19 protein-coding genes are annotated in these 22,187 nt (G+C 61.1%); 14 read left to right on the forward strand and 5 right to left on the reverse strand.

What is annotated here, in order from left to right:
- From rlmN to C5F70_RS30200, 10 genes are all read left to right on the forward strand, one after another.
- The gene (gene rlmN, locus C5F70_RS30155; RefSeq protein WP_017846178.1) at positions 1-1,149 is read left to right on the forward strand and encodes a 23S rRNA (adenine(2503)-C(2))-methyltransferase RlmN; all 1,149 of its coding nucleotides are present in this window, start codon (positions 1-3) and stop codon (positions 1,147-1,149) included.
- 12 nt (positions 1,150-1,161) lie between these two features.
- Positions 1,162-1,920 carry a type IV pilus biogenesis/stability protein PilW gene (gene pilW, locus C5F70_RS30160; protein ID WP_046382178.1) on the forward strand — a complete coding sequence of 253 codons (759 nt, stop codon included), beginning with the start codon at positions 1,162-1,164 and terminating at the stop codon, positions 1,918-1,920.
- Positions 1,920-2,945, forward strand: a complete 1,026-nt coding sequence (locus C5F70_RS30165; protein ID WP_104904503.1) for a RodZ family helix-turn-helix domain-containing protein — start codon at positions 1,920-1,922, stop codon at positions 2,943-2,945. The genes pilW and C5F70_RS30165 overlap by 1 nt, the downstream gene beginning before the upstream one ends.
- A 2-nt stretch (positions 2,946-2,947) precedes the next feature.
- Positions 2,948-4,057, forward strand: coding sequence for a flavodoxin-dependent (E)-4-hydroxy-3-methylbut-2-enyl-diphosphate synthase (gene ispG / locus C5F70_RS30170; RefSeq protein WP_017846175.1), 1,110 nt, complete (start codon positions 2,948-2,950; stop codon positions 4,055-4,057).
- Positions 4,058-4,080: 23 nt separating this feature from the next.
- The gene (hisS, locus tag C5F70_RS30175) at positions 4,081-5,370 is read left to right on the forward strand and encodes a histidine--tRNA ligase (protein ID WP_017846174.1); all 1,290 of its coding nucleotides are present in this window, start codon (positions 4,081-4,083) and stop codon (positions 5,368-5,370) included.
- A 41-nt stretch (positions 5,371-5,411) separates the two neighbouring features.
- A complete protein-coding gene (locus C5F70_RS30180) occupies positions 5,412-6,053 on the forward strand; it encodes a YfgM family protein (RefSeq protein ID WP_046382180.1) in 642 nt (213 codons plus the stop codon).
- Positions 6,046-7,197, forward strand: coding sequence for an outer membrane protein assembly factor BamB (gene bamB / locus C5F70_RS30185; protein WP_104904504.1), 1,152 nt, complete (start codon positions 6,046-6,048; stop codon positions 7,195-7,197). Before C5F70_RS30180 ends, bamB begins: the two co-directional genes overlap by 8 nt.
- 259 nt (positions 7,198-7,456) lie before the next feature.
- Entirely contained in the window at positions 7,457-8,926 is a 1,470-nt protein-coding gene (gene der, locus C5F70_RS30190; RefSeq protein ID WP_017846171.1) for a ribosome biogenesis GTPase Der, read from the forward strand.
- 114 nt (positions 8,927-9,040) lie between these two features.
- Complete coding sequence (locus C5F70_RS30195) at positions 9,041-10,189, forward strand: pyridoxal phosphate-dependent aminotransferase (protein ID WP_046382181.1); 1,149 nt, start codon at positions 9,041-9,043, stop codon at positions 10,187-10,189.
- Positions 10,177-10,968, forward strand: a complete 792-nt coding sequence (locus C5F70_RS30200; protein WP_104904505.1) for an amidohydrolase — start codon at positions 10,177-10,179, stop codon at positions 10,966-10,968. Before C5F70_RS30195 ends, C5F70_RS30200 begins: the two co-directional genes overlap by 13 nt.
- A gap of 167 nt (positions 10,969-11,135) precedes the next feature.
- Here the strand turns inward: C5F70_RS30200 and leuA are convergent, their stop codons facing one another.
- From leuA to C5F70_RS30225, 4 genes are all read right to left on the reverse strand, one after another.
- Positions 11,136-12,815 carry a 2-isopropylmalate synthase gene (gene leuA / locus C5F70_RS30205; protein ID WP_017846168.1) on the reverse strand — a complete coding sequence of 560 codons (1,680 nt, stop codon included), beginning with the start codon at positions 12,813-12,815 and terminating at the stop codon, positions 11,136-11,138.
- A gap of 323 nt (positions 12,816-13,138) precedes the next feature.
- Positions 13,139-13,960, reverse strand: a complete 822-nt coding sequence (locus C5F70_RS30215; RefSeq protein ID WP_017846167.1) for a M23 family metallopeptidase — start codon at positions 13,958-13,960, stop codon at positions 13,139-13,141.
- A gap of 3 nt (positions 13,961-13,963) precedes the next feature.
- Complete coding sequence (gene xseA / locus C5F70_RS30220) at positions 13,964-15,343, reverse strand: exodeoxyribonuclease VII large subunit (RefSeq protein WP_104904506.1); 1,380 nt, start codon at positions 15,341-15,343, stop codon at positions 13,964-13,966.
- A gap of 30 nt (positions 15,344-15,373) precedes the next feature.
- On the reverse strand, positions 15,374-16,264 hold the full coding sequence (locus C5F70_RS30225) for a LysR family transcriptional regulator (RefSeq protein ID WP_104904507.1): 891 nt from the start codon (positions 16,262-16,264) through the stop codon (positions 15,374-15,376).
- Positions 16,265-16,363: 99 nt separating this feature from the next.
- Between C5F70_RS30225 and C5F70_RS30230 the strand changes: the two genes are divergently transcribed.
- The 4 genes from C5F70_RS30230 to guaA all read left to right on the forward strand — a co-directional run bounded on the left by C5F70_RS30230 (position 16,364) and on the right by guaA (position 21,186).
- On the forward strand, positions 16,364-17,131 hold the full coding sequence (locus C5F70_RS30230; RefSeq protein ID WP_104904508.1) for a sulfite exporter TauE/SafE family protein: 768 nt from the start codon (positions 16,364-16,366) through the stop codon (positions 17,129-17,131).
- Between the two features lie 136 nt (positions 17,132-17,267).
- A complete protein-coding gene (locus C5F70_RS30235) occupies positions 17,268-17,816 on the forward strand; it encodes a hypothetical protein (RefSeq protein ID WP_017846163.1) in 549 nt (182 codons plus the stop codon).
- Between the two features lie 240 nt (positions 17,817-18,056).
- The gene (gene guaB, locus C5F70_RS30245; protein ID WP_017846162.1) at positions 18,057-19,526 is read left to right on the forward strand and encodes an IMP dehydrogenase; all 1,470 of its coding nucleotides are present in this window, start codon (positions 18,057-18,059) and stop codon (positions 19,524-19,526) included.
- 82 nt (positions 19,527-19,608) lie between these two features.
- Entirely contained in the window at positions 19,609-21,186 is a 1,578-nt protein-coding gene (guaA, locus tag C5F70_RS30250; protein ID WP_046382186.1) for a glutamine-hydrolyzing GMP synthase, read from the forward strand.
- A 156-nt stretch (positions 21,187-21,342) separates the two neighbouring features.
- Here guaA and treR read toward each other — a convergent pair whose 3' ends face one another.
- Positions 21,343-22,047 (reverse strand): trehalose operon repressor, encoded by a 705-nt coding sequence (gene treR, locus C5F70_RS30255; protein ID WP_017846160.1) that lies wholly within the window; start codon positions 22,045-22,047, stop codon positions 21,343-21,345.
- Positions 22,048-22,187: the final 140 nt, after the last annotated feature.

Genomic DNA, 22,187 nt, shown 5'->3' on the forward strand with positions numbered 1-22,187 from the left:
ATGACTACATCGACTGTAAAAACCAACCTGCTGGGTCTGACTCAACAGGAAATGGAAAAATTCTTCGACTCGATCGGGGAGAAGCGTTTCCGTGCCGGTCAGGTAATGAAATGGATTCACCACTTTGGCGTCGATGATTTCGACGCCATGACGAACGTCAGCAAGGCCCTGCGCGACAAGCTCAAGGCTATTGCCGAGGTCCGTGGTCCCGAAGTTGTCAGCGAGGACATCTCCAGCGACGGCACCCGTAAGTGGGTGGTGCGCGTGGCGTCCGGCAGCTGCGTCGAGACCGTCTACATTCCCCAGGGCAAACGTGGCACCTTGTGCGTTTCGTCCCAGGCAGGCTGTGCCCTGGACTGCAGTTTCTGCTCCACCGGCAAGCAAGGCTTCAATAGCAACCTCACCGCCGCCGAAGTCATCGGCCAGGTGTGGATTGCCAACAAATCCTTTGGCAGCGTCCCGGCGACCGTCGACCGAGCCATCACCAACGTGGTGATGATGGGCATGGGTGAGCCGCTGCTGAACTTCGACAACGTGATCGCGGCCATGCACCTGATGATGGACGACCTGGGTTACGGCATCTCCAAGCGCCGTGTGACCCTGTCGACCTCCGGCGTGGTGCCGATGATCGATGAGCTGTCCAAGCACATCGACGTCTCCCTGGCATTGTCGCTGCACGCACCCAATGACGCATTGCGTAACCAATTGGTGCCGATCAACAAGAAGTATCCGCTTAAGATGCTGCTTGAATCTTGCCAGCGCTACATGTCGTCCCTGGGCGAAAAGCGCGTGCTGACCATCGAGTACACCTTGCTCAAGGACATCAACGACAAGGTCGAACACGCGATCGAGATGATCGAGTTGCTCAAGAACATCCCGTGCAAGATCAACCTGATTCCGTTCAACCCGTTTCCCCATTCTGGCTATGAGCGGCCGAGCAACAACGCCATCCGCCGTTTCCAGGATCAACTGCACCAGGCCGGCTTCAACGTCACCGTGCGTACCACCCGTGGTGAAGACATCGACGCCGCCTGTGGCCAATTGGTAGGACAGGTGCTGGATCGCACCCGTCGCAGCGAACGTTATATCGCCGTGCGCGAACTGAGCGCCGCCGACGATGTGCCGCAAAGCGCTGCGACTCGAACCTGAGAGAGGATCTCTATGCCCTTGCGCCTTGCGCTGCTTTTGCTTGTTACCGGTCTTGCGACCGGTTGTGTTTCATCGGGCTATGACAGCCCTTTGCAAACCGGCAAGGGCCGCGAAGAGGCGCGAGTGGCTTATGTGCAACTGGGCTTGGGTTACCTGCGTCAGGGCATGAGCGAGCAGGCCAAGGTGCCGTTGAAAAAGGCCCTTGAACTGGACGGCGACGATGCCGAGGCCAATGGCGCACTCGCCCTGGTGTTCCAGGCCCAGGCCGAGCCTGAGTTGGCCGAGCAGTATTTCAGCAAGGCCCTGGCTTCCCGTCCTGCCGATCCCCGGCTGCTGAATAACTACGGCAGCTTCCTGTTCGAGCAGAAACGCTATGACCAGGCTTCCCGTTATTTCCAGCAAGCCAGCGCCGATACCCTCTACCCAGAGCGGTCGCGCGTGTTCGAGAACCTTGGGGTGGCCTCCAAGCGTCTCGGCCAGCGTGACATCGCGCGCCAACACCTGGAAAAAGCCCTGCACCTGAACAGTCGCCAGCCTCGCGCCTTGCTCGAAATGGCTGAGTTGTCTTACGAAGACAGGCATTATGTGCCGGCACGTGACTATTACGAACGTTTTAGCCTGCTCAGCGGGCAAAATGCACGTAGTCTATTGCTCGGTGTGCGCCTGGCGACGGTTCATGAAGAACGCGACACGGCCGCACGTTATGGCCAGCAACTCGAACGACTCTATCCCGGTACGCCGGAATATCAGCAATACCTGTCGGAGCAATGATGAAAGCGGCGCACCCGGAAGTTGTAGCAGCTAATCGCGTAAACCCAGGCGACACCTTGCGTCAGGCCCGCGAAAGCAATGGTTGGTCGCTGGCGGAAGTGGCCCTCAAGCTCAATTTGACCACCACGTCACTGGGCAACCTGGAAGCCGGCGCGTTCGATAAGCTGCCTGGGCATACCTTCGCCCGCGGCTATATTCGCGCCTACGCCAAATTGTTGGGTATCGACCAGGCCATCTTGGTCCAGCAATTCGACCAGGTCACCGGCACCGACTCCCAGGGCAGCAACGTCCATGGTCTGGGGCGCATCGAAGAGCCGGTGCGGGTGTCCCACACGATCCTGCGCATCGTCAGCCTGTTGCTGCTGATCGCCGTGATTGGTGGCGGTTTCGTCTGGTGGCAGGACCAGGCATCCCAGCGCACCAAGGACCTGACCAGCAACGCCATGGAGCACGTCGAAGTCGAAAGCGCCGACGGCACCACGCAGATTCACCCGTTGGACGAGCCGGAAGACCAGGCTGTCGCCGAAGGCCAGGCTGCGCCCGAAGCGCCAGTGACGGCCGAGCAACCCGCGGCGGAATCGGCCCCGGCGACCACCACTGCTGCGGTGCCGGCTCCAGCCGTACCGGCGCACGCCCCGGTCGTACCGGCTGCACCGGCGCACACTCCGGCGGCGCCTGTGGCGCAAGCCACCGCCCCGGTCGCTCCCGTGCAGGCGCCAGCGCCTGCCGCCGCCCCGGCGGCCCCCGCGATTTCGCCGCCGACCACCCCCGCGTTGATCGCCGGTGACGGGCACGTACAAATTACCTTCATTGCTGACTGCTGGACGCAACTCAGCGATGGCAACGGCAAAGTGCTGTTTAGCGGTCTGAAGCGTAAGGGAGATACGCTCGACCAGGGCGGCAAGCCTCCTTTGACGCTGCGTCTGGGCTTTGCCCGTGGCGCGCAAGTGGCCTACAACGGCCAGCCTGTCGACGTAGCGCCGTTCACCAGTGGCGAAACTGCTCGCCTGAAGTTGGGACAATAGTCATGCACGGCGAATCTCCAATCAAACGTCGCGTATCGCGCAAGATCTGGGTCGGCTCGGTGCCGGTGGGTGGCGACGCCCCCATCGCGGTACAGAGCATGACCAACAGCGACACCAACGATGTCGCTGCCACCGTCGCCCAGATCAACCGTCTGGAAGCCGCCGGCGTCGACATCGTGCGGGTTTCCGTACCGGATATGGATGCCGCCGAAGCCTTCGGCCGCATCAAGCAACTGGTCAAGGTGCCGCTGGTTGCCGACATCCACTTCGACTACCGGATCGCTTTGCGCGTGGCCGAACTGGGCGTCGATTGCCTGCGCATCAACCCGGGCAACATCGGTCGCGAAGACCGTGTACGCGCGGTGGTGGATGCTGCCCGTGATCGCGGGATTCCGATCCGCATCGGCGTCAACGCCGGTTCCCTGGAAAAAGACCTGCAAAAAAAATACGGCGAGCCGACCCCGGCCGCGCTGGTTGAATCGGCGCTGCGCCACGTTGAACACCTTGAGCGTCTGAACTTCCAGGACTTCAAGGTCAGCGTAAAGGCCTCCGACGTGTTCATGGCGGTAGAAGCCTACCGCCTGCTGGCCAAGGAAATCGTGCAGCCGCTGCACCTGGGTATCACTGAAGCGGGCGGTTTGCGCTCAGGCACAGTGAAATCTGCGGTGGGTCTCGGTATGCTGCTCGCCGAAGGGATTGGCGATACTATCCGCATCTCCCTGGCGGCAGACCCGGTAGAGGAAGTGAAGGTCGGTTACGACATTCTCAAATCCCTGCATTTGCGTTCCCGTGGCATCAACTTCATTGCCTGCCCGAGCTGCTCGCGGCAGAACTTCGACGTGGTGAAAACCATGAACGAACTGGAAGGGCGCCTCGAAGACCTGCTGGTGCCGCTGGATGTCGCGGTGATCGGTTGTGTGGTCAACGGGCCGGGTGAAGCCAAGGAAGCCCATATCGGCTTGACCGGCGGCACGCCGAACCTGATTTACATCGACGGCAAGCCGTCGCAGAAACTGACGAATGACAATCTGGTGGATGAGCTCGAAAGACTGATCCGCCAGAAAGCGGCCGAAAAGGTCGAGGCTGACGCTGCAGTTATCGCGCGCGGCTGATCCAGCGAATTTAAGGAATAGATGTGAGCAAGTCTCTGCAAGCCATTCGTGGCATGAACGACATCCTTCCGGAGCAGACGCCGCTGTGGCGCTACTTCGAGAACACCGTTGCGCGTCTGCTGGATAACTACGGTTACAAACAGATCCGTATGCCGATCGTCGAGTTCACCGAGCTGTTCAAGCGCTCCATCGGTGAAGTGACCGACATCGTCGAAAAAGAGATGTACACCTTCGAAGACCGCAACGGTGATTCCCTGACCTTGCGTCCGGAAGGCACCGCCGCGTGCGTGCGCGCCGTGCTCGAGCATGGCCTCACCGGCGGTGGCCAGCCGCAGAAGCTGTGGTACATCGGGCCGATGTTCCGCCACGAGCGCCCGCAGAAAGGCCGTTATCGCCAGTTCCACCAGATCGGCCTGGAAGTGTTCAACCTCGACGGTCCGGACATCGACGCCGAACTGATCGTGCTGACCTGGCGCCTGTGGGGCCTGCTGGGCATCCGCGATGCGGTCAAGCTTGAACTCAACAGCCTGGGCACCAGTGAGTCCCGGGGCCGCTATCGCGTCGCCCTGGTCGAATACCTGTCTGCCCACCTGGACAAGTTGGACGAAGACAGCCAGCGCCGTCTGAAAACCAACCCGTTGCGCGTCCTCGATACCAAGAACGCCGACACGCAGGCCGTGCTGGTCAATGCGCCGAAGATGGCCGATTACCTGGACGACGAATCCCGCACCCACTTCGAGGGGCTCAAGGCGCGCCTGGAAGCCGCCGGGATTCCTTACGTGATCAACCCGAAACTGGTGCGCGGCCTCGACTACTACAGCAAGACCGTGTTCGAGTGGGTCACCGACAAGCTCGGCGCCCAGGGCACCGTGTGTGCCGGTGGCCGTTATGATGGCCTGGTCGAGCAGATGGGCGGCAAGCCGACCCCCGGCGTGGGTTTTGCCATGGGTATCGAGCGCCTGATCCTGCTGCTGGAAACCCTGGAACAGGTTCCGGAAGAAATCTCCCGTCAGGTGGATGTGTACCTGTGCGCCTTTGGCGAGGCCGCCGAACTGGCTGCCCTGGCCCTGAGCGAAAAAGTGCGCGACCAGTTGCCGAACCTGCGCCTGCAGATCAATGCCGGCGCCGGCAGCTTCAAGAGCCAGTTCAAGAAGGCCGACAAGAGCGGTGCGCTGTACGCACTGATCCTCGGCGATGACGAATTGGCCCAGCAAGTGATAGGTTTCAAACCCCTGCGTGGCCAGGGCGAGCAACAGAACATTGCCTTTGATGCGCTCGCCGCGCACTTGGCCACCTGCGTCGTGCAGGGTTGAAGCTGTCGAACAGCCGAATTTAGCGATTAAGGAGTGTTGGGGTGTCGAGTACTGATGATGAGCAGCTGGCCGAGTTCAAGGACTGGTGGCAGCGTAACGGCAAGCCCCTGGTTACCGGCGGCCTGCTGGCTTTAGTGGTGGTGTTCGGCTGGCAAGCCTGGCACAAGTATCAGGCCAACCAGTCCCAAGGCGCCTCGATCCTCTATCAGCAATTGCTGGAAAGCACGCTGACGCCGAGCGGCAAGCCCGATCCTGCGCAAGTGGCAGACCTGGCCGGCAAGCTCAAGAGCGAATTTGGCGGTAGCACCTACGCCCAATACGGCAGCCTGTTCGTCGCGAAAGTCGCGGTCGACACCGGCAAGCTGGATGACGCCGTCGCCGAACTGAAGGCCATCGCCGACAAGCCGACCAACCCGACCCTGGGTGAAATCGCACGTCAGCGCCTGGCTCAGGTATTGGCGGCACAGAACAAGGCCGACGAAGCACTCAAACTGCTCGACGGCGACGCTGACAAGGCATTTGTAGCCACTCGCGAAGAGCTCAAGGGTGACCTGTTGGTCCAATTGGGTCGTACCGACGAAGCCAATGCTGCGTACAAAAAAGCCAAGGCGGCGCTGTCTGATGAAGCGGCGGTCGGTGGCTTACAAATCAAGCTCGACGACTTGGCCAAAGGGGATGCGTGACGTGATCCGTTGGAAACATGCAGCATTGCTGGCTCTGGCCGTTCTGGCCGCGGGTTGCAGCAGCAACAGTAAAAAAGAACTGCCTCCGGCCGAGCTGACCAGCTTCAAGGAAGAAGTGGTCCTGCAGAAGCAGTGGAGCCGCTCCATCGGTGACGGTCAGGGCGAAACCTACAACATGTTGGTACCGGCAATCGACGGTGACAACATTGTGGCCGCTGACGTGACCGGCGTGGTGATCTCCATGGATCGCATGAACGGCGACGTGAAGTGGAAGAAAGACCTCGAACTGCCTGTATCCGGCGCCGTCGGCGTGGGTTACGGCATGGTCATGCTCGGCACGCTCAAGGGCGAAGTCGTGGCGCTGGACTCCAGCACCGGTGAAGAGAAATGGCGCGCTCGCGTGACCAGTGAAGTCCTCGCACCGCCTGCCACCAACGGCGACATCGTCGTGGTGCAAACCCAGGACGACCGTGTAATCGGCCTCGACGCCAGCACTGGCGCCCAGCGCTGGTTGTACGACAGCACCCCTGCGGTGCTGACCCTGCGCGGTACCAGTGGTCCGGTTGTGACCAATAATCTGGCCGTTGCGGGCCTGTCGACCGGTAAAGTGGTCGCCCTGAATACCCAGAACGGCGTGCCGATCTGGGAAACGCGTGTGGCGATCCCGCAAGGTCGTTCGGAACTGGATCGTGTCGTCGACATCGACGGTGGCTTGCTGCTGTCCGGCGAAACCCTCTACGTCGCTACCTACCAGGGCCGTGTCGCGGCACTGGACCTGCAAAGCGGCCGCGTCAACTGGCAGCGTGATGCTTCCAGCTACGCCGGTGTCGCCCAAGGGTTTGGCAGCGTCTACGTAAGCCTGTCGTCCGGCACCGTTGAAAGTGTCGACGAACGTTCCACCACTGCGCTGTGGAGCAACGACTCTCTGGCCCGCCGTCAACTGTCGGCACCGGAAGTGTTCTCCAGCTACGTAGTGGTAGGCGACTTCGAAGGCTACCTGCACCTGCTGAGCCAGGTAGACGGTCGCTTTGTGGGTCGCGAGCGCATCGACAGCGACGGCCTGCGTGCGCGTCCGCTGGTCGTGGGTAACATGCTTTATGTGTTTGGCAACAGCGGCAAGCTGGAAGCCCTGACCATCAAGTAAAGGTTTGACTATGCTTGGGGTTACCCCCAGGCGGCCCTGCTTCATTGCTTAATGTAGGAGCGAGCTTGCTCGCGAAGGACGTCAACGCTCACGCGGGTTTCTGGATAAACGCGGCGTCCTCAGGTTTTTCGCGAGCAAGCTCGCTCCTACAGGAACCAGTGTCGGGCAGGGTATGTGGCATTTCAAATGCCGCCCCGAGCACCAGCCGCTGCCTTGCAGCGGCTTTTGTATTTTCTGAAATAACGAAGTGGAGAGCCGCATGGTTCCCGTAATCGCCCTGGTGGGCCGACCTAACGTCGGCAAGTCCACCTTGTTCAACCGCCTGACCAGGACTCGCGACGCCATTGTCGGCGACTTGTCCGGTCTGACCCGTGATCGCCAATACGGTGAGGCAAAGTGGCAAGGGCGCTCCTACATTATTGTCGACACCGGTGGTATCTCCGGTGACGAGCATGGCATGGACGAAAAGATGGCCGAGCAGTCGCTGCTGGCCATTGAAGAAGCCGATGTCGTGTTGTTCCTGGTGGACGCCCGCGCGGGCTACACCGCTGCCGACCAGATGATCGGCGAGCACCTGCGCAAGCGCAACAAGCGTTCCTACGTGGTCGCCAACAAGATCGACAACATCGATCCTGAAATGGCCCGTGCCGAATTCAGCCCGATGGGCCTGGGCGACGCGATCCCGATCGCCGGTGCCCACGGTCGCGGCATCACCCAGATGTTGGAAATCGCCCTGCGTGACTTCCCTAAGGATGACGCCGAGGAAGAAGAGGGCGAAGAAGAGGTCGTCGCCGAAGGTGAGGAAGCCAAGCGCATTCCGGGCCCGAGCGAAAAAGACGGTATCAAGATCGCCATCATCGGCCGTCCCAACGTCGGCAAGTCGACCCTGGTCAACCGTATGCTCGGTGAAGACCGGGTCATCGTGTATGACCAGCCCGGCACTACTCGCGACAGTATCTACATCCCGTTCGAGCGTAACGACGAGAAGTACACGCTGATCGACACCGCCGGTGTGCGCAAGCGCGGCAAGATCCATGAGGAAGTTGAAAAGTTCTCCGTGGTGAAAACCCTGCAGGCGATCAAAGACGCCAACGTGGTGATCTTCGTGATGGACGCCCGCGAAGGCGTGGTGGACCACGACCTCAACCTGCTGGGCTTCGCCCTTGAGGCTGGTCGGGCGCTGGTGATCGCGATCAACAAGTGGGACGGCATGACGCCGAGCGAGCGCGATTTCGTCAAGATCGAACTGCAGCGTCGTCTGTTCTTCGTCGAGTTCGCCGATATCCACTTCATCTCGGCACTGCACGGTACCGGCGTGGGCAACCTCTACGCGTCCGTACAGAACTCGTTCAAGTCCGCGGTCACCCGCTGGCCGACCAACCGTCTGACCCAGATCCTCGAAGACGCGGTCGGCGAGCACGCACCGCCGATGGTCAACAACCGCCGGATCAAACTGCGTTACGCCCACTTGGGTGGTGCCAACCCGCCGATTATCGTGATCCACGGTAACCAGATCGAGAAGGTGCCTAAATCCTACGTGCGTTACCTGGAAAACACCTACCGCCGTGTCTTGAAGCTGGTCGGTACGCCGATCCGTATCGAGTTCAAGGGTGGCGAGAACCCATACGAAGGCAACAAGAACACACTGACTGACCGTCAGGTGAACAAGAAGCGTCGTTTGATGACTCACCACAAGAAGGCCGACAAGAAGCGCCGCGACAAGCGCTGATTCCGACCTCGCAAAAAGGGCTCTTTACGGGCCCTTTTTTGTGCGCGGTGGTTTGCGCCTTGACCCGATGCAGTTGGCAGCTTAAAACTTGCGGTTCACCTGCAGGGGCCTCCGATGATCAACAGCAAGCTGCCAAATGTCGGCACGACCATTTTCACCACCATGTCGCAACTCGCTGCCGAAACCGGCGCGCTCAACCTGTCCCAGGGCTTCCCTGACTTCAATGGCCCGCAGGGTTTGCTCGATGCCGTGGGCAAGCATGTCGCCAGCGGCCATAACCAATACGCGCCGATGACCGGCCTGCCAGCCCTGCGCCAGCAAGTGGCGGCCAAGATCGCGCGCAGCTATGGCGCCACGGTCAGCCCCGACAGCGAAGTGACGATCACGCCCGGAGCCACGGCGGCGATCTTCTGCGCGATCCAGGCGGTGATCCGCAGCGGCGATGAGGTCATCGTGTTCGACCCGTGCTACGACAGCTATGAGCCTTCGGTCGAGTTGGCCGGCGGTCGCTGCGTGCATGTGCAACTGAACCTGGAAAACTTCAGCCTCGACTTTGAAAAGATCCAGGCGGCGTTGTCTGCGCGCACGCGCATGATCATCCTGAACACGCCGCATAACCCCACCGGCGCACTGATCAGCCGCGCCGAGCTGGACCTGTTGGCGGCCTTGATCCGCGACCGCGATATTTACCTGGTCAGCGATGAGGTCTACGAACATCTGGTGTTTGACGGTGTGCCTCATGTCAGCGTGCTGGCCCACGAAGAACTGTATCAACGTGCGTTCGTGGTCAGTTCCTTCGGCAAGACCTATCACGTCACCGGCTGGAAAACCGGCTACGTGGTCGCGCCACCGGCACTGACCATCGAATTGCGCAAGGTGCATCAATATGTCAACTTTTGCGGCGTGACCCCGCTGCAGTACGCGTTGGCAGACTTCATGGCCGAACACCCGGAACACGTCGAAGAACTGCCGGCCTTTTACCAGGCCAAGCGCGACCTGTTCTGCGACCTGTTGACGCCGTCGCGTTTCAGCTTTACCCGGGTCACCGGTACTTACTTCCAACTGGTGGATTATTCAGCGATTCGCCCAGACCTGGATGACGTCGCCATGTCGTTGTGGATGACCCGCGAGCATGGCGTAGCGACGATCCCGGTTTCGGTGTTCTATCAGCATCCACCCCAAGGCCAGCGCCTGGTGCGCCTGTGCTTTGCCAAACGCGAGGAGACGCTGCAACAAGCAGCTGAGAAACTATGCGTGATCTGAATGCACTACCCGACCTGAACATCGCCCTGGTCCAGACCAGCCTGGCCTGGCACAACCGCCAGGCCAACTTCGATCACTTCGAACTGTTGCTGGAACAGGCCCGTGGCGCCGACCTGATCATCCTGCCGGAGATGTTCACCACCGGTTTCTCCATGGACTCGGCCACCCAGGCCGAACCGGAAAATGGCCCGACCCATCGCTGGCTCCAGAGCCAGGCGGCGAAGTACAACGCGGTGATCACCGGCAGTGTGATCATCCAGGCCGCCGACGGCAGCCACCGCAACCGTCTGTTATGGGCGCGGCCGGATGGCGAGGTGCTGCATTACGATAAGCGCCACCTGTTTCGCATGGCCGGCGAGCACAATCACTACACGCCCGGCGAGCGCCAGGTGCTGTTCGAGATAAAGGGCTGGCGTATTCGCCCATTGATTTGCTACGACCTGCGCTTTCCGGTGTGGAGTCGTGACGCCCAGGACACCGACCTGCTGCTGTATACGGCCAATTGGCCGGGGGCGCGACGCCAGCATTGGAACCGGTTGCTGCCAGCGCGGGCGATCGAGAACCTGTGTTATGTGGCGGCGGTCAATCGGGTGGGTACCGACGGCAAAGGCTTCGCTTATACCGGGGATAGCCAGGTGCTGGACTTCCAGGGTGAGAGCCTGTTGAGTGCGGGGGAGGCGGACGGGGTGTTTACGGTGTGCCTCAAAGCGGATGAATTGGCGGCTTACCGCAGCAAATTTCCGGCGAACCTGGATGCCGATACTTTTCAGTTTGTCTGACAGACCGCTATCGCGGGCAAGCCCACTCCCACATTCGAGCCGAACACGGTCAAAATGTGGGAGTGGGCTTGCCCACGATGAGGCCCCAACAGACCACACACATCCAAAGCCCAACAAAAAAGGCCCCTGAGTTCTCACCCAGGGGCCTTTTGCATGTCAGCGCTCGTTTACGCCGCTTTCGCTTCCAAATGGCTCAACGAGCGGTTCAGGGCGCTGAATACCGCCTTGAAGCTGGCCGTGGTGAAGTTTTCATCAATGCCCACGCCATGCACCGGACGCTCACCGTTCACTCGCAGCTCGATGTAGGCCGCAGCCTTGGCGTTGGTGCCGGCACCGATCGCGTGTTCGTTGTAGTCCATGATTTCCACGCCAATCGGCAGGCTGGCGACCAGGGCTTCGAGCGCACCGTTGCCCTTGCCGTGCCAGTGCAGGTTGGTTTCGCCCTGGCCTTTGCCCGAGACTTCCACTTCCACGGTGCTGTTACCGTTTTCTTCCTGCAGGCGATGGCTGACCAGCGCGTAGGGCGTGTTGGCTTGCAGGTATTCACGCTGCAACAGCGCGTGAATCTGCGAAGCGCTCATCTCCAGGCCCACGCGGTCGGTTTCGGCCTGAACCACTTGGCTGAACTCGATCTGCATGCGACGCGGCAAGCTGATGCCGTATTCCTGCTCCAGCAGGTAGGCGATGCCGCCTTTGCCCGACTGGCTGTTCACCCGGATCACCGCCTCGTAGCTGCGGCCGATGTCGGCCGGGTCGATCGGCAAGTACGGCACTTCCCACAGGGCGTCGGGTTTCTGCTGGGCGAAGCCCTTGCGGATTGCGTCCTGGTGGGAGCCGGAGAATGCGGTGTGTACCAGGTCGCCGACATACGGGTGACGTGGATGCACCTGGATCTGGTTGCATTCCTCGACCACTTTGCGCACGCCGTCGATGTCGGAGAAGTCCAGTTCAGGGTTCACGCCCTGGGTGTAGAGGTTCAACGCCACGTTGACCAGGTCGACGTTACCGGTACGCTCGCCGTTGCCGAACAGGCAGCCTTCGACACGGTCGGCGCCGGCCATCAGGCCCAATTCGGTGGCGGCTACGCCGGTGCCACGGTCGTTGTGGGTGTGCAGGCTGATGATCACGCTGTCACGACGGTTGACATGACGACCGAACCACTCGATCTGGTCGGCATAGATGTTCGGCGTGGCGCATTCAACGGTGGCCGGCAGGTTGAGGATCATCTTGTGCTCGGGCGTCGGGTTCCACACCTCGATCACTGCGTCACACACTTCCTTGGCGAATTCCAGCTCGGTGGCGCTGAAGGTCTCTGGCGAGTATTCGAACGTCCACTGGGTTTCCGGCTGCTGGGCGGCGTATTTGACGAACAGCTTGGCCGCGTTGACCGCGATGGCCTTGATCCCGTCCTTGTCTTGGTTGAACACGATGCGACGGAAGGACGGCGAGGTGGCGTTGTACAGGTGGACGATGGCTTTTTTCGCGCCGCGCAGGGATTCGAAGGTGCGCTCGATCAAGTCTTCACGGCCCTGGGTCAGCACCTGGATGGTGGTGTCCTCGGGGATGTGGTTGCCTTCGATCAGGGTGCGGACGAAGTCGAAGTCGGTTTGCGAAGCGGCCGGGAACGAGGCTTCGATTTCCTTCACGCCGACGGCGACCAGGGTCTTCCAGAAGCGCAGTTTTTTCACTGCATCCATCGGTTCGATCAGCGACTGGTTGCCATCACGCAGGTCGGAGCTGCACCAGATCGGCGCGGTGGTGATGGTTTTCGACGGCCAGGTGCGGTCCGGAATATCGATGGTCGGAAACGCGCGGTACTTCGAAGACGGGTCTTTGAGCATGCTCATCGGGAAATCCTTTGGTGGAGGGGCCGAAAAAGGGCGGCCTGCCGGAAAACTGTTATGGGGTATAAAACAAGGGACGAGGCAGATCGATTCAGCCTGGCAGTCGTGCGCTGACAAGGCACAGACTGCGGTGCTGGCGGAGCAAAATGAGTGTGTGAGAGGTTTTCATAAGTTCAACCCTAACCGCCGAGGTGAAAGATGGCAAGTAGTCCAGAAAAATTGAGATAAGTTCTTCTGTGGGCGTAGGAAACGAGATTTTATGCTTGGTAAATAGTCTGAGGCTGGTTTTAATTGCGCAGCCTCTATCGGCTGCGCAATCGAGTCGGTCAAGGTTGAAATGCGCCGATAAAGATCGCGGGATCCACCCGTGCATCGTTCAGGCTGACATTCCAGTGCATATGCGGCCCGGTCGCGCGACCCGTCGCGCCGACCTTGCCCACCACCGCGCCGCGTGCCAGTTGCTGGCCCGCACTGACATCAATCTTCGACATATGGCAGAACATGCTGATAAAGCCCTGGCCGTGGTCGACGAACACGGTGTTGCCGTTGAAGAAGTAGTTGCCGGTCAGGATCACCTTGCCCGCCGCCGGGGTCTTGATCGGTGTGCCGGCGGGGACGGCGAAATCCAGGCCTGAATGCGGATTGCGTTCTTCGCCGTTGAAGAAGCGACGCACGCCGAACTTGCTCGACAGCGGCCCGTTGACCGGTTTGTCCAGCAGCAGGTTGCTTGGCAGGTTAGGGCTGAAACGGCGGTAAGCCTTGATCTGCACCGCCAGCTCGGCTTCGATGCGCTTGAGTTGCGCCGGGGCGGGGTTGACCTGGCTTTTGTTCTTCAGGGTGATGCGCTGTTCCGGGTACTGCTTGTAGCCGACGATAAACGGCAGGTTGCGCCCGCCGCTGCTGATGCGTTCGTTGCCCGGTTTGACCGTCAACGGAATGCCGACAATCGCCAGCCAGTTGGCCTGCTCCTTGACCACCAGGACCGGCTTGCCCTGGTAGGTGGCTTTCGGCGCGGCCGCCGCGGGGCCCAGGTCGACGACGGCCACACCGCCGGGCACCGGCTTGTTCAAGGCCCGGATGATGAAGCTGTCGGCGTGGGCGTTGACGGTCAGGCACAGCAGCATCAACAGGCTGAAAAAACGTGGCATCGATCAATCCAATAACGAAAGGGTGACGGGTGTCAGGTGGTTGTCTTCCACCCGCACTTGCAATTGGCCTTCACCGAGGCGCGCAGTCAGGCGCTGGCCGGTGTGGGTCTGCGCAGCATTGCGAATCGCCTGGCCGCGCTCGTCGAGCAGGATGCTGTAGCCGCGGCCGAGAGTCGCCAGCGGGCTGACCACTTGCAGCGTCTGCACCTGGCTTTGCAGTTGCAGGCGGCGCGCCTTGAGGCCTTCGCGCATGGCGCGGGGCAGGCGTTCGGCGAGGCTGTCCAGGCGTTGGCGCAGCAAGGCCAGTTGGCGCCCGGGGTGTTGGCCGGCGAGGCGGGTTTCCAGGCGGATCAAGCGTTCGCGGCGGGTATTGAGGCTGCGTTCGAAGGCGCGGCGCAGACGCATGTCCAGGTCGTCCAGGCGCTGGGCCTGTTGGCGCAGACGTTCGCCGGGGTGGCGCAGGCGGCGGGCCATGCCTTCGAGGCGCAGGCGGTTGTGGCTCAGCCGGTTGCGCATCAGCATCACCAGGCGGCGGTGCAGGCTGTCGACCTGGCGCACCAGGTTGCTGGCGTCCGGAGCGAGCAGTTCTGCGGCGGCAGACGGTGTCGGCGCGCGCACGTCGGCGACAAAGTCGCTGATCGACACATCGGTCTCATGGCCGATGGCGCTGACGATCGGCGTCACGCAAGCATCCACCGCCCGGGCCACGGCTTCTTCGTTGAAGCACCAGAGGTCTTCCAGCGAGCCGCCGCCACGGGCCAGGATCAATGCGTCGAAGCCACGCGCGTCGGCCAGCTTCAGCGCGCGCACGATCTGCGCCACCGCTTCGCGGCCCTGTACGGCCGTGGGGATCAAGGTGAGTTGCACCTGCGGCGCGCGGCGGCGGAACACGCTGATGATGTCGCGGATCACCGCGCCGGTCGGCGAGCTGATAATGCCGATGCGCTGCGGATGGGCCGGCAACGCCACCTTGCGGTCGGCGCTGAACAGGCCTTCGGCGCTGAGTTTTTCCTTCAGCGCATCGAAGGCCAGGCGCAGCGCGCCATCGCCGGCGGGCTCGACAGTGTCGAGGATCAGTTGATAGTCGCCACGGCCCTCGAACAGCGAGACCTTGCCGCGCACTTTCACCGCCAGGCCGTCCTTCAAGGCCTGGCGCACCCGCGCGGCGTTCTGCCGGAACAGCGCGCAACGCACTTGGGCGCCGCTGTCCTTGAGGGTGAAGTACACATGGCCGGACGCCGGGCGGGCGAGGTTGGAGATCTCGCCTTCGACCCAGATATTGGTGAACACGTCTTCCAGCAACACCCGCGCACGGCCGTTGAGTTGGCTGACAGTCAGGACCTCGCGGTCCAGGCCCAGGCGGGCGAACGGATCTTTAATCATGGAGAGGGATCTTTAATCATGGGCGGCAGTTTATAGGCATTCGCGCAAGGTTTGGCAGAATTGCTCCACCAACGCGCTCGGTGTGTGCGGGCAGGCCAGGGCCACGGTACTCAGGCAGTCCGGGTCGGCCAGGGGTAAAAAATGCACGGCGGCCGGGGCGATGTCCTGCATCGATTTTGGTAACAAGGCAATACCGAAGCCGGCCTGGATCAACTGCAACTGCGTGGTCTTGCGCGACATGACCCGTGCAGCCTTGGGGAAAAATCCGGCACGCATGCACAACTCGGCCGACAGATAGCTCAGCCCGCCGCGCTGGGGGTGGGGGACCGAGATAAACGCTTCGTCCTTGAGTTGGGCCAATTCGACCGGTGCCTGGCAGCGGGCTAGCGCGTGGTTCGGCGGTACGGCCAGCAGTAACTGCTCACTGTATAAAGGCACCACACGCACGCCTTCGCGCTGGCGTAGCACCGGCAGGCGCAGTAGGCCGACGTCCAGGCGACCGTCGGCAATTTCTTCGAGTTGGGCTTCGGAGGACAGTTTGGCGATATCCATCGATACGCCGGGGCAGCGCTCCAGCCAGGTGCTGATGCCGCACAGCAGCGCGCCGCTCATCGGCACGGTGCTCGAATGGCTCAAGCGCAGGGTGCCGACCTGGCCGTTACCCACTTGCGTCGCCATCTCGCTGGCCTTGTGCAGTTCACTCAGCAGGTTGCGCGCCCGCGGGTAGAAGGCTTCACCAGCGGCGGTCAGCCGAGGCAGGCGCGCGGTGCGTTCGAACAACGGGGTGTGCAGTTGGTTTTCCAGTTCTTTGATCTGCCGGCTCAGGGCCGATTGCGCGACAAACAGGCGCTCGGCGGCGGCGCTGAAGCTGCCGCTGTCGGCGATTTCGACGAAGTAGCGCAGTTGGCGGGTGGAAATCACGCGTCATGCCTTTTCGAGATGTGTGGAGGGCTTTGAAGATATTAGTCGCAACTCTCACCGATGGCTAAAGTGATGCACCTCTCTTTCAAGGAATTGCCCATGAGCCCGGTTGAGCTGATGAGTCAGTGGTCGTTTGGCGGTACAGATTGGCTGGTGATCGGACTGGGCGTTGCCGTGGCCTATATCGTGTTTGGCATCGCCGGGTTCGGTACGGCGCTGGTGGCGGGGCCGATCCTGCTTATGTTCATGCCGCTGTCGAAGGTCATCCCGCTGCTGGTGTTGCTGGATTTCATCGCGGCCTTCGGCAACCTGCTGCAATCGCGACGGGATGTGAACAAGCCGGAGCTGTTGCGACTGCTGCCGTGCATGGCGATCGGTTGCACCCTGGGCGTGGTGTTTTTGCTCAACCTGCATTCGGATCTGTTGCTGTTGTTGATGGGGCTGTTTATCAGCGCCTACGCGATTTACACCTTGGCGGTGAAGGCCCGGCCGGCGCAACTGGCGGCGGGCTGGGCGGTTCCCATGGGCACCGTCGGCGGTTTGTTCGGTGCGTTGTTCGGCAGTGGCGGCTTTCTATATGCGATCTACTTGAGCAGTCGTTTGCCCAAGGACGCCGCGCGCGCCACGCAAAGCGCGTTGATCAGTTGCAGCACCGTGGTGCGCCTGAGCCTGTTCCTGATTGCCGGGGTGTATGCCGACATGCCGCTGTTGCTGCTGGCGGTTTGCCTGCTGCCGGCGATGGCCCTGGGGTTGTGGTGTGGGCGGCGGCTGACGTTGCGCATGTCCCGTGAGGCGTTTGTGCGATTGGTCACGTGGCTGGTGCTGGGCAGTGGCATTGCCTTGATTGGGCGGTACCTGAGTACTTGACCTGTGTCGGGCAGGGATTAAGCTGCCTGCCTTCAGGGCTTCTTCGCGAGCAAGCCCGCTCCCACAGTCGATCGCATTGCAAGGTGGGAGCCGGGCTTGCCCGCGACGGCGCCAGACGTCATACCGCAGGGCTCCCATGAATTCCCAAAGCATCCTTGTCCCGAAAATCTCCACCTTGCCCGTCCACGAACCCCGTGCCCGGGCGATCGTGCGCTGGCTGGTGCGCAAGAACATCATCAAGGAAGAGCTGACCACCTGCGGGCGCACCGGCAACCGCATGGCCTACGCCCTGGCCGACGGCGCCCGCGCCGTGGTGCTGCACCCGGATGCGCTGCCGTTCAACGAACCCGTCAATGGCCTGGAAATCATCTACAAGCGTTGCATCTATACACCGGCCAAGGGCTTTCTCGAAGAAGCCGGCTGCCCGGAATGCCTCAAGGAAATCGGCGAGGCGCTGTTCGACAGCCTGGAAGAGTGGATGCCCGGCCACACCGACAACTTCACCTGCCCGCTGTGTGGGCATGAGGATGACATCAACGGTTTTCTGTTCCTGCAGGAATGTGGGTTTTCCAACCTCGGATTCATCTTCAACAACTGGGCGGAGGCGGGGTTCAAGCAGAGCTTTATCGACGAATTTGCCGATTGGTTGGACCAGAAGATCAGTTGGGTCAAAGTCGAGTTGTAGGCTGCAAGCTCAACCCTTTGTAGGAGCGAGCTGGCTCGCGAAAATCGTCAACGATAATCCGGGTAGTCTGGTTAAACGCGGTGTCTTGGTGTTCTTCGCGAGCAAGCTCGCTCCTACAGAAAAGCAGCATCTTTTCTCCATCTATCAGTATTACCAAGTTTGTCAGAGTTTTACGTTGAGACCTGAGGGGTGTCTGAGTATAATGGCGCGCTTCCATTTTCCCGCTCGGGAGCCCCCGCGATGCTGCGTATCAGCCAAGAAGCTCTGACATTCGACGACATTCTCCTAGTGCCCGGTTATTCCGAGGTGCTTCCTAACGAAGTCAGTCTCAAGACCCGCCTAACCCGTGGCATCGAGCTGAATATTCCCCTGGTTTCCGCTGCCATGGATACCGTCACCGAAGCCCGTCTGGCCATCGCCATGGCTCAGGAAGGCGGTATCGGCATCATCCACAAGAACATGACCGTCGAGCAGCAAGCTGCCGAAGTGCGCAAGGTCAAGCGTTATGAAGCCGGTGTGGTGAAAGATCCGATCACCATCGACGCTGACGCCACCGTGCGCGACCTGTTCGAACTGACCCGTCTGCACAACATATCCGGCGTGCCGGTGCTGCACAATGGCGACCTCGTCGGCATCGTCACCTCCCGTGACGTGCGTTTCGAGAACCGTCTTGAAGTCACCGTCCGCGAAGTGATGACGCCTAAAGAGCGTCTGGTCACGGTCAAGGAAGGCGCCAACAAGAACGACGTGCGCGAATTGCTGCACAAGCACCGCATCGAGCGCGTGCTGATCGTCGACGACAAATTCGCCCTCAAGGGCATGATGACCGTCAACGACATCGAAAAAGCCAAGGCTTACCCGCTGGCCAGCAAGGATGACCAAGGTCGTCTGCGTGTCGGCGCGGCAGTCGGCACCGGTAAAGACACTGGTGATCGCGTAGCGGCCCTGGTTGCTGCCGGTGTGGACGTGGTGGTGGTCGACACCGCCCACGGTCACTCCAAGGGCGTGATCGACCGCGTTCGCTGGGTTAAACAGAATTTCCCTGAAGTCCAGGTGATCGGCGGCAACATCGCCACCGGCGCTGCCGCCAAGGCCCTGGCCGAAGCGGGCGCGGATGCGGTCAAGGTCGGTATCGGCCCTGGCTCGATCTGCACCACGCGTATCGTCGCCGGTGTGGGCGTGCCGCAAATCAGCGCCATCGCCAACGTCGCCGAGGCCCTCGAAGGCACGGGCGTTCCGTTGATCGCCGACGGCGGTATCCGGTTCTCCGGTGACCTGTCCAAGGCCATCGTCGCCGGTGCTTCCTGCGTGATGATGGGCTCGATGTTCGCCGGTACTGAAGAAGCCCCGGGCGAGATCGAACTGTTCCAGGGTCGTTCGTACAAGGCTTACCGCGGCATGGGTTCGCTGGGCGCCATGTCCCAGGCGCAAGGTTCTTCCGACCGTTACTTCCAGGACTCTTCGGCAGGCGCCGAGAAACTCGTTCCGGAAGGCATCGAAGGCCGTGTGCCGTACAAAGGCACCCTGAGCGCGATCATCCATCAACTGATGGGCGGCCTGCGTTCCTCGATGGGCTACACCGGTAGCGCCAACATCGACGAAATGCGTACCAAGCCAGAGTTCGTGCGGATCACCGGCGCCGGTATGGCCGAATCCCACGTCCATGACGTGCAGATCACCAAGGAAGCGCCAAACTACCGCGTAGGTTGAGGCTTCCAGCATAAAGTTAAGTAACCGGGGCTGTCTTATTCAGCCCCGAGTTGTTTCTGATTCATTAGACGAGACTGATCTCATGGCCCTCGACATTCACGCCCACCGTATCCTGATCCTCGATTTCGGTTCCCAGTACACCCAACTGATCGCCCGTCGCGTGCGTGAAATCGGCGTGTACTGCGAACTGCATCCGTTCGACATGGACGACGCAGCGATCCGCGAATTCGCACCGAAAGGCGTCATCCTCGCCGGCGGCCCCGAGTCGGTACACGAAGCCAACAGCCCGCGCTGCCCGCAAGCCGTATTCGACCTGGGCGTGCCCGTGTTCGGTATCTGCTATGGCATGCAGACCATGGCCGAGCAGTTGGGCGGCAAGGTTGAAGGTTCCGAGCTGCGTGAATTCGGTTATGCCCGTGTCGACGTGGTCGGCAAGAGCCGCCTGTTGGACGGCATCGAAGACCATGTCGACGCCGATGGCCTGTTCGGCCTCGACGTGTGGATGAGCCACGGTGACAAAGTCACCAAGATGCCGCAAGACTTCCACATCCTGGCCAGCACCCCGAGCTGCCCGATCGCCGGCATGTTCAACGACGAGCGTGGTTACTACGGCGTGCAATTCCACCCGGAAGTAACCCACACCAAGCAAGGCGGGCGCATCCTGTCGCGCTTCATCCTCGACATTTGCGAGTGTGAAGCCCTGTGGACCCCGTCGAAAATCGCTGAAGACGCCATCGCCAACGTGCGTGCCCAGGTCGGCACCGACAACGTCCTGCTCGGCCTGTCCGGCGGCGTTGACTCCTCCGTGGTTGCCGCGCTGCTGCACAAGGCCATCGGTGATCAACTGACCTGCGTATTCGTCGACAACGGCCTGCTGCGCCTGCACGAAGGCGAGCAAGTGATGGCCATGTTCGCCGAGAACATGGGCGTCAAGGTGATCCGCGCCAACGCTGAAGATCAGTTCCTGAACAACCTGGCCGGCGAGTCCGACCCGGAGAAGAAGCGCAAGATCATCGGCCGCACCTTCATCGACGTATTCGATGCCCAGTCCAACAAACTGGACAACATCAAGTACCTCGCCCAAGGCACCATCTACCCCGACGTGATCGAGTCGGCTGGCGCCAAGAGCGGTAAGGCCCACGTGATCAAGTCCCACCACAACGTGGGTGGCCTGCCCGAGGAAATGAACCTCAAGCTGGTCGAACCGCTGCGTGAGCTGTTCAAGGACGAAGTCCGCCGTCTCGGCCTGGAACTGGGCCTGCCCTACGACATGGTCTACCGCCACCCATTCCCGGGCCCGGGCCTGGGTGTGCGGATCCTCGGTGAAGTGAAGAAGGAATACGCCGACCTGCTGCGTCGCGCCGACCACATCTTCATCGAAGAACTGCGCAAGGCCGACTGGTATCACAAAGTCAGCCAGGCGTTCGTAGTGTTCCAGCCGGTGAAATCGGTGGGCGTGGTCGGTGACGGCCGTCGTTACGCCTGGGTCGTGGCCCTGCGTGCGGTGGAAACCATCGACTTCATGACCGCCCGTTGGGCACACCTGCCTTACGAACTGCTGGAAACCGTCAGCGGCCGTATCATCAATGAAATCGAAGGCATCTCACGCGTGACGTATGACGTGTCGAGCAAGCCGCCGGCGACGATTGAGTGGGAGTGATCCTGCCCTAGCAGGTGGATGCTGAATAACAGAACCCCGGCCATGTGCCGGGGTTCTGTGCTTCTGAAACACGATAAATCAAACGCCGCAGCAAAAGTGTGGGAGCGGGCTTGCTCGCGATAGCGGCCCGCGGCTACGTTTGAGCTTCGCTCGGCCTTAGCGCCGCGCAATATCCGAAAAGTAGAACTTATCCAACGTATGCCGCGACTCGGTGTACTCAAACTGCCGCCCGTCCTGCAGAAACGTCTGGTTGCTTACCACGATCACATGGCTTTGCCCCTCGAGATCGAGGTGTGCCTGGTCGTCTTTGCCGCGGGGCAGGGCTTCGATGGTGCGTTGGGCGTAGCTGATGTGCAGTTGCAACGTCTGTTCGATGAAGGCGTAGATCGACTGCTCGGCGATGGTGCGGTCCAGGCCGGGGATCAGGTCGGCGACGAAGTGGTTGATGTCGAGGATCACCCGTTTGCCGCCGATGCGCCGCACCCGTTTGATGCGGGTGATCAGGGTGCCGGGTTCGGCCTCGATATGCTGCAGCAGCGAACCTTCCAGCGGGAACTGGGTGAATTCGACGACGTCGGTGTGGACGTCATCGCCCAGGTCGGCGTGGGTTTCGTGGAAGCTGACGATGCCGCCCAGTTGGAACTCGATGGGGTTGGGCGATAACACAAACGTGCCTTTGCCATGGATTTTCTGCGCAAACCCACGCTCCTGCAGCTGCTCGATGGCCCGCCGCACGGTGCCACGACTGGCCTGGTAGGCATCCATCAGTTCGGTTTCAGAGGGAAGACGGGTGCCGCGTTGCAGGCGTTCGGTGGTGATGTTGGCAAGCAGATCGGTATAGATCTGGTTGTATTTGCTCATGGGGATGGCTCTGTGCCGCGTTTGCGTTCAAGGCAGGAACCTTAGTGGCACGGCTGGGGTTTGTCCATTGGGCCCACGGAAATCTGTGGGCTGTGGCGGGGCCTGATCCAGAAAAAATAGACAATATGTAACTCGTACAG

Source organism: Pseudomonas sp. LH1G9, assembly GCF_002949975.1.
In the GTDB taxonomy this organism is placed as follows: Bacteria; Pseudomonadota; Gammaproteobacteria; order Pseudomonadales; family Pseudomonadaceae; genus Aquipseudomonas; species Aquipseudomonas veronii.

Excerpts from the sequence above, each read along its gene's own strand:
- C5F70_RS30165 (WP_104904503.1), top strand. The coding sequence starts at position 1,920 with ATGAAAGCGGCGCACCCGGAAGTTGTAGCAGCTAATCGCGTAAACCCA.
- C5F70_RS30200 (WP_104904505.1), top strand. The coding sequence starts at position 10,177 with ATGCGTGATCTGAATGCACTACCCGACCTGAACATCGCCCTGGTCCAG.
- ispG (WP_017846175.1), top strand. The coding sequence starts at position 2,948 with ATGCACGGCGAATCTCCAATCAAACGTCGCGTATCGCGCAAGATCTGG.
- C5F70_RS30195 (WP_046382181.1), top strand. The coding sequence starts at position 9,041 with ATGATCAACAGCAAGCTGCCAAATGTCGGCACGACCATTTTCACCACC.
- guaB (WP_017846162.1), top strand. The coding sequence starts at position 18,057 with ATGCTGCGTATCAGCCAAGAAGCTCTGACATTCGACGACATTCTCCTA.
- pilW (WP_046382178.1), top strand. The coding sequence starts at position 1,162 with ATGCCCTTGCGCCTTGCGCTGCTTTTGCTTGTTACCGGTCTTGCGACC.
- der (WP_017846171.1), top strand. The coding sequence starts at position 7,457 with ATGGTTCCCGTAATCGCCCTGGTGGGCCGACCTAACGTCGGCAAGTCC.
- C5F70_RS30230 (WP_104904508.1), top strand. The coding sequence starts at position 16,364 with ATGAGCCCGGTTGAGCTGATGAGTCAGTGGTCGTTTGGCGGTACAGAT.
- guaA (WP_046382186.1), top strand. The coding sequence starts at position 19,609 with ATGGCCCTCGACATTCACGCCCACCGTATCCTGATCCTCGATTTCGGT.
- bamB (WP_104904504.1), top strand. The coding sequence starts at position 6,046 with ATGCGTGACGTGATCCGTTGGAAACATGCAGCATTGCTGGCTCTGGCC.
- C5F70_RS30235 (WP_017846163.1), top strand. The coding sequence starts at position 17,268 with ATGAATTCCCAAAGCATCCTTGTCCCGAAAATCTCCACCTTGCCCGTC.
- leuA (WP_017846168.1), bottom strand. The coding sequence starts at position 12,815 with ATGAGCATGCTCAAAGACCCGTCTTCGAAGTACCGCGCGTTTCCGACC.
- xseA (WP_104904506.1), bottom strand. The coding sequence starts at position 15,343 with ATGATTAAAGATCCGTTCGCCCGCCTGGGCCTGGACCGCGAGGTCCTG.
- C5F70_RS30215 (WP_017846167.1), bottom strand. The coding sequence starts at position 13,960 with ATGCCACGTTTTTTCAGCCTGTTGATGCTGCTGTGCCTGACCGTCAAC.
- rlmN (WP_017846178.1), top strand. The coding sequence starts at position 1 with ATGACTACATCGACTGTAAAAACCAACCTGCTGGGTCTGACTCAACAG.
- treR (WP_017846160.1), bottom strand. The coding sequence starts at position 22,047 with ATGAGCAAATACAACCAGATCTATACCGATCTGCTTGCCAACATCACC.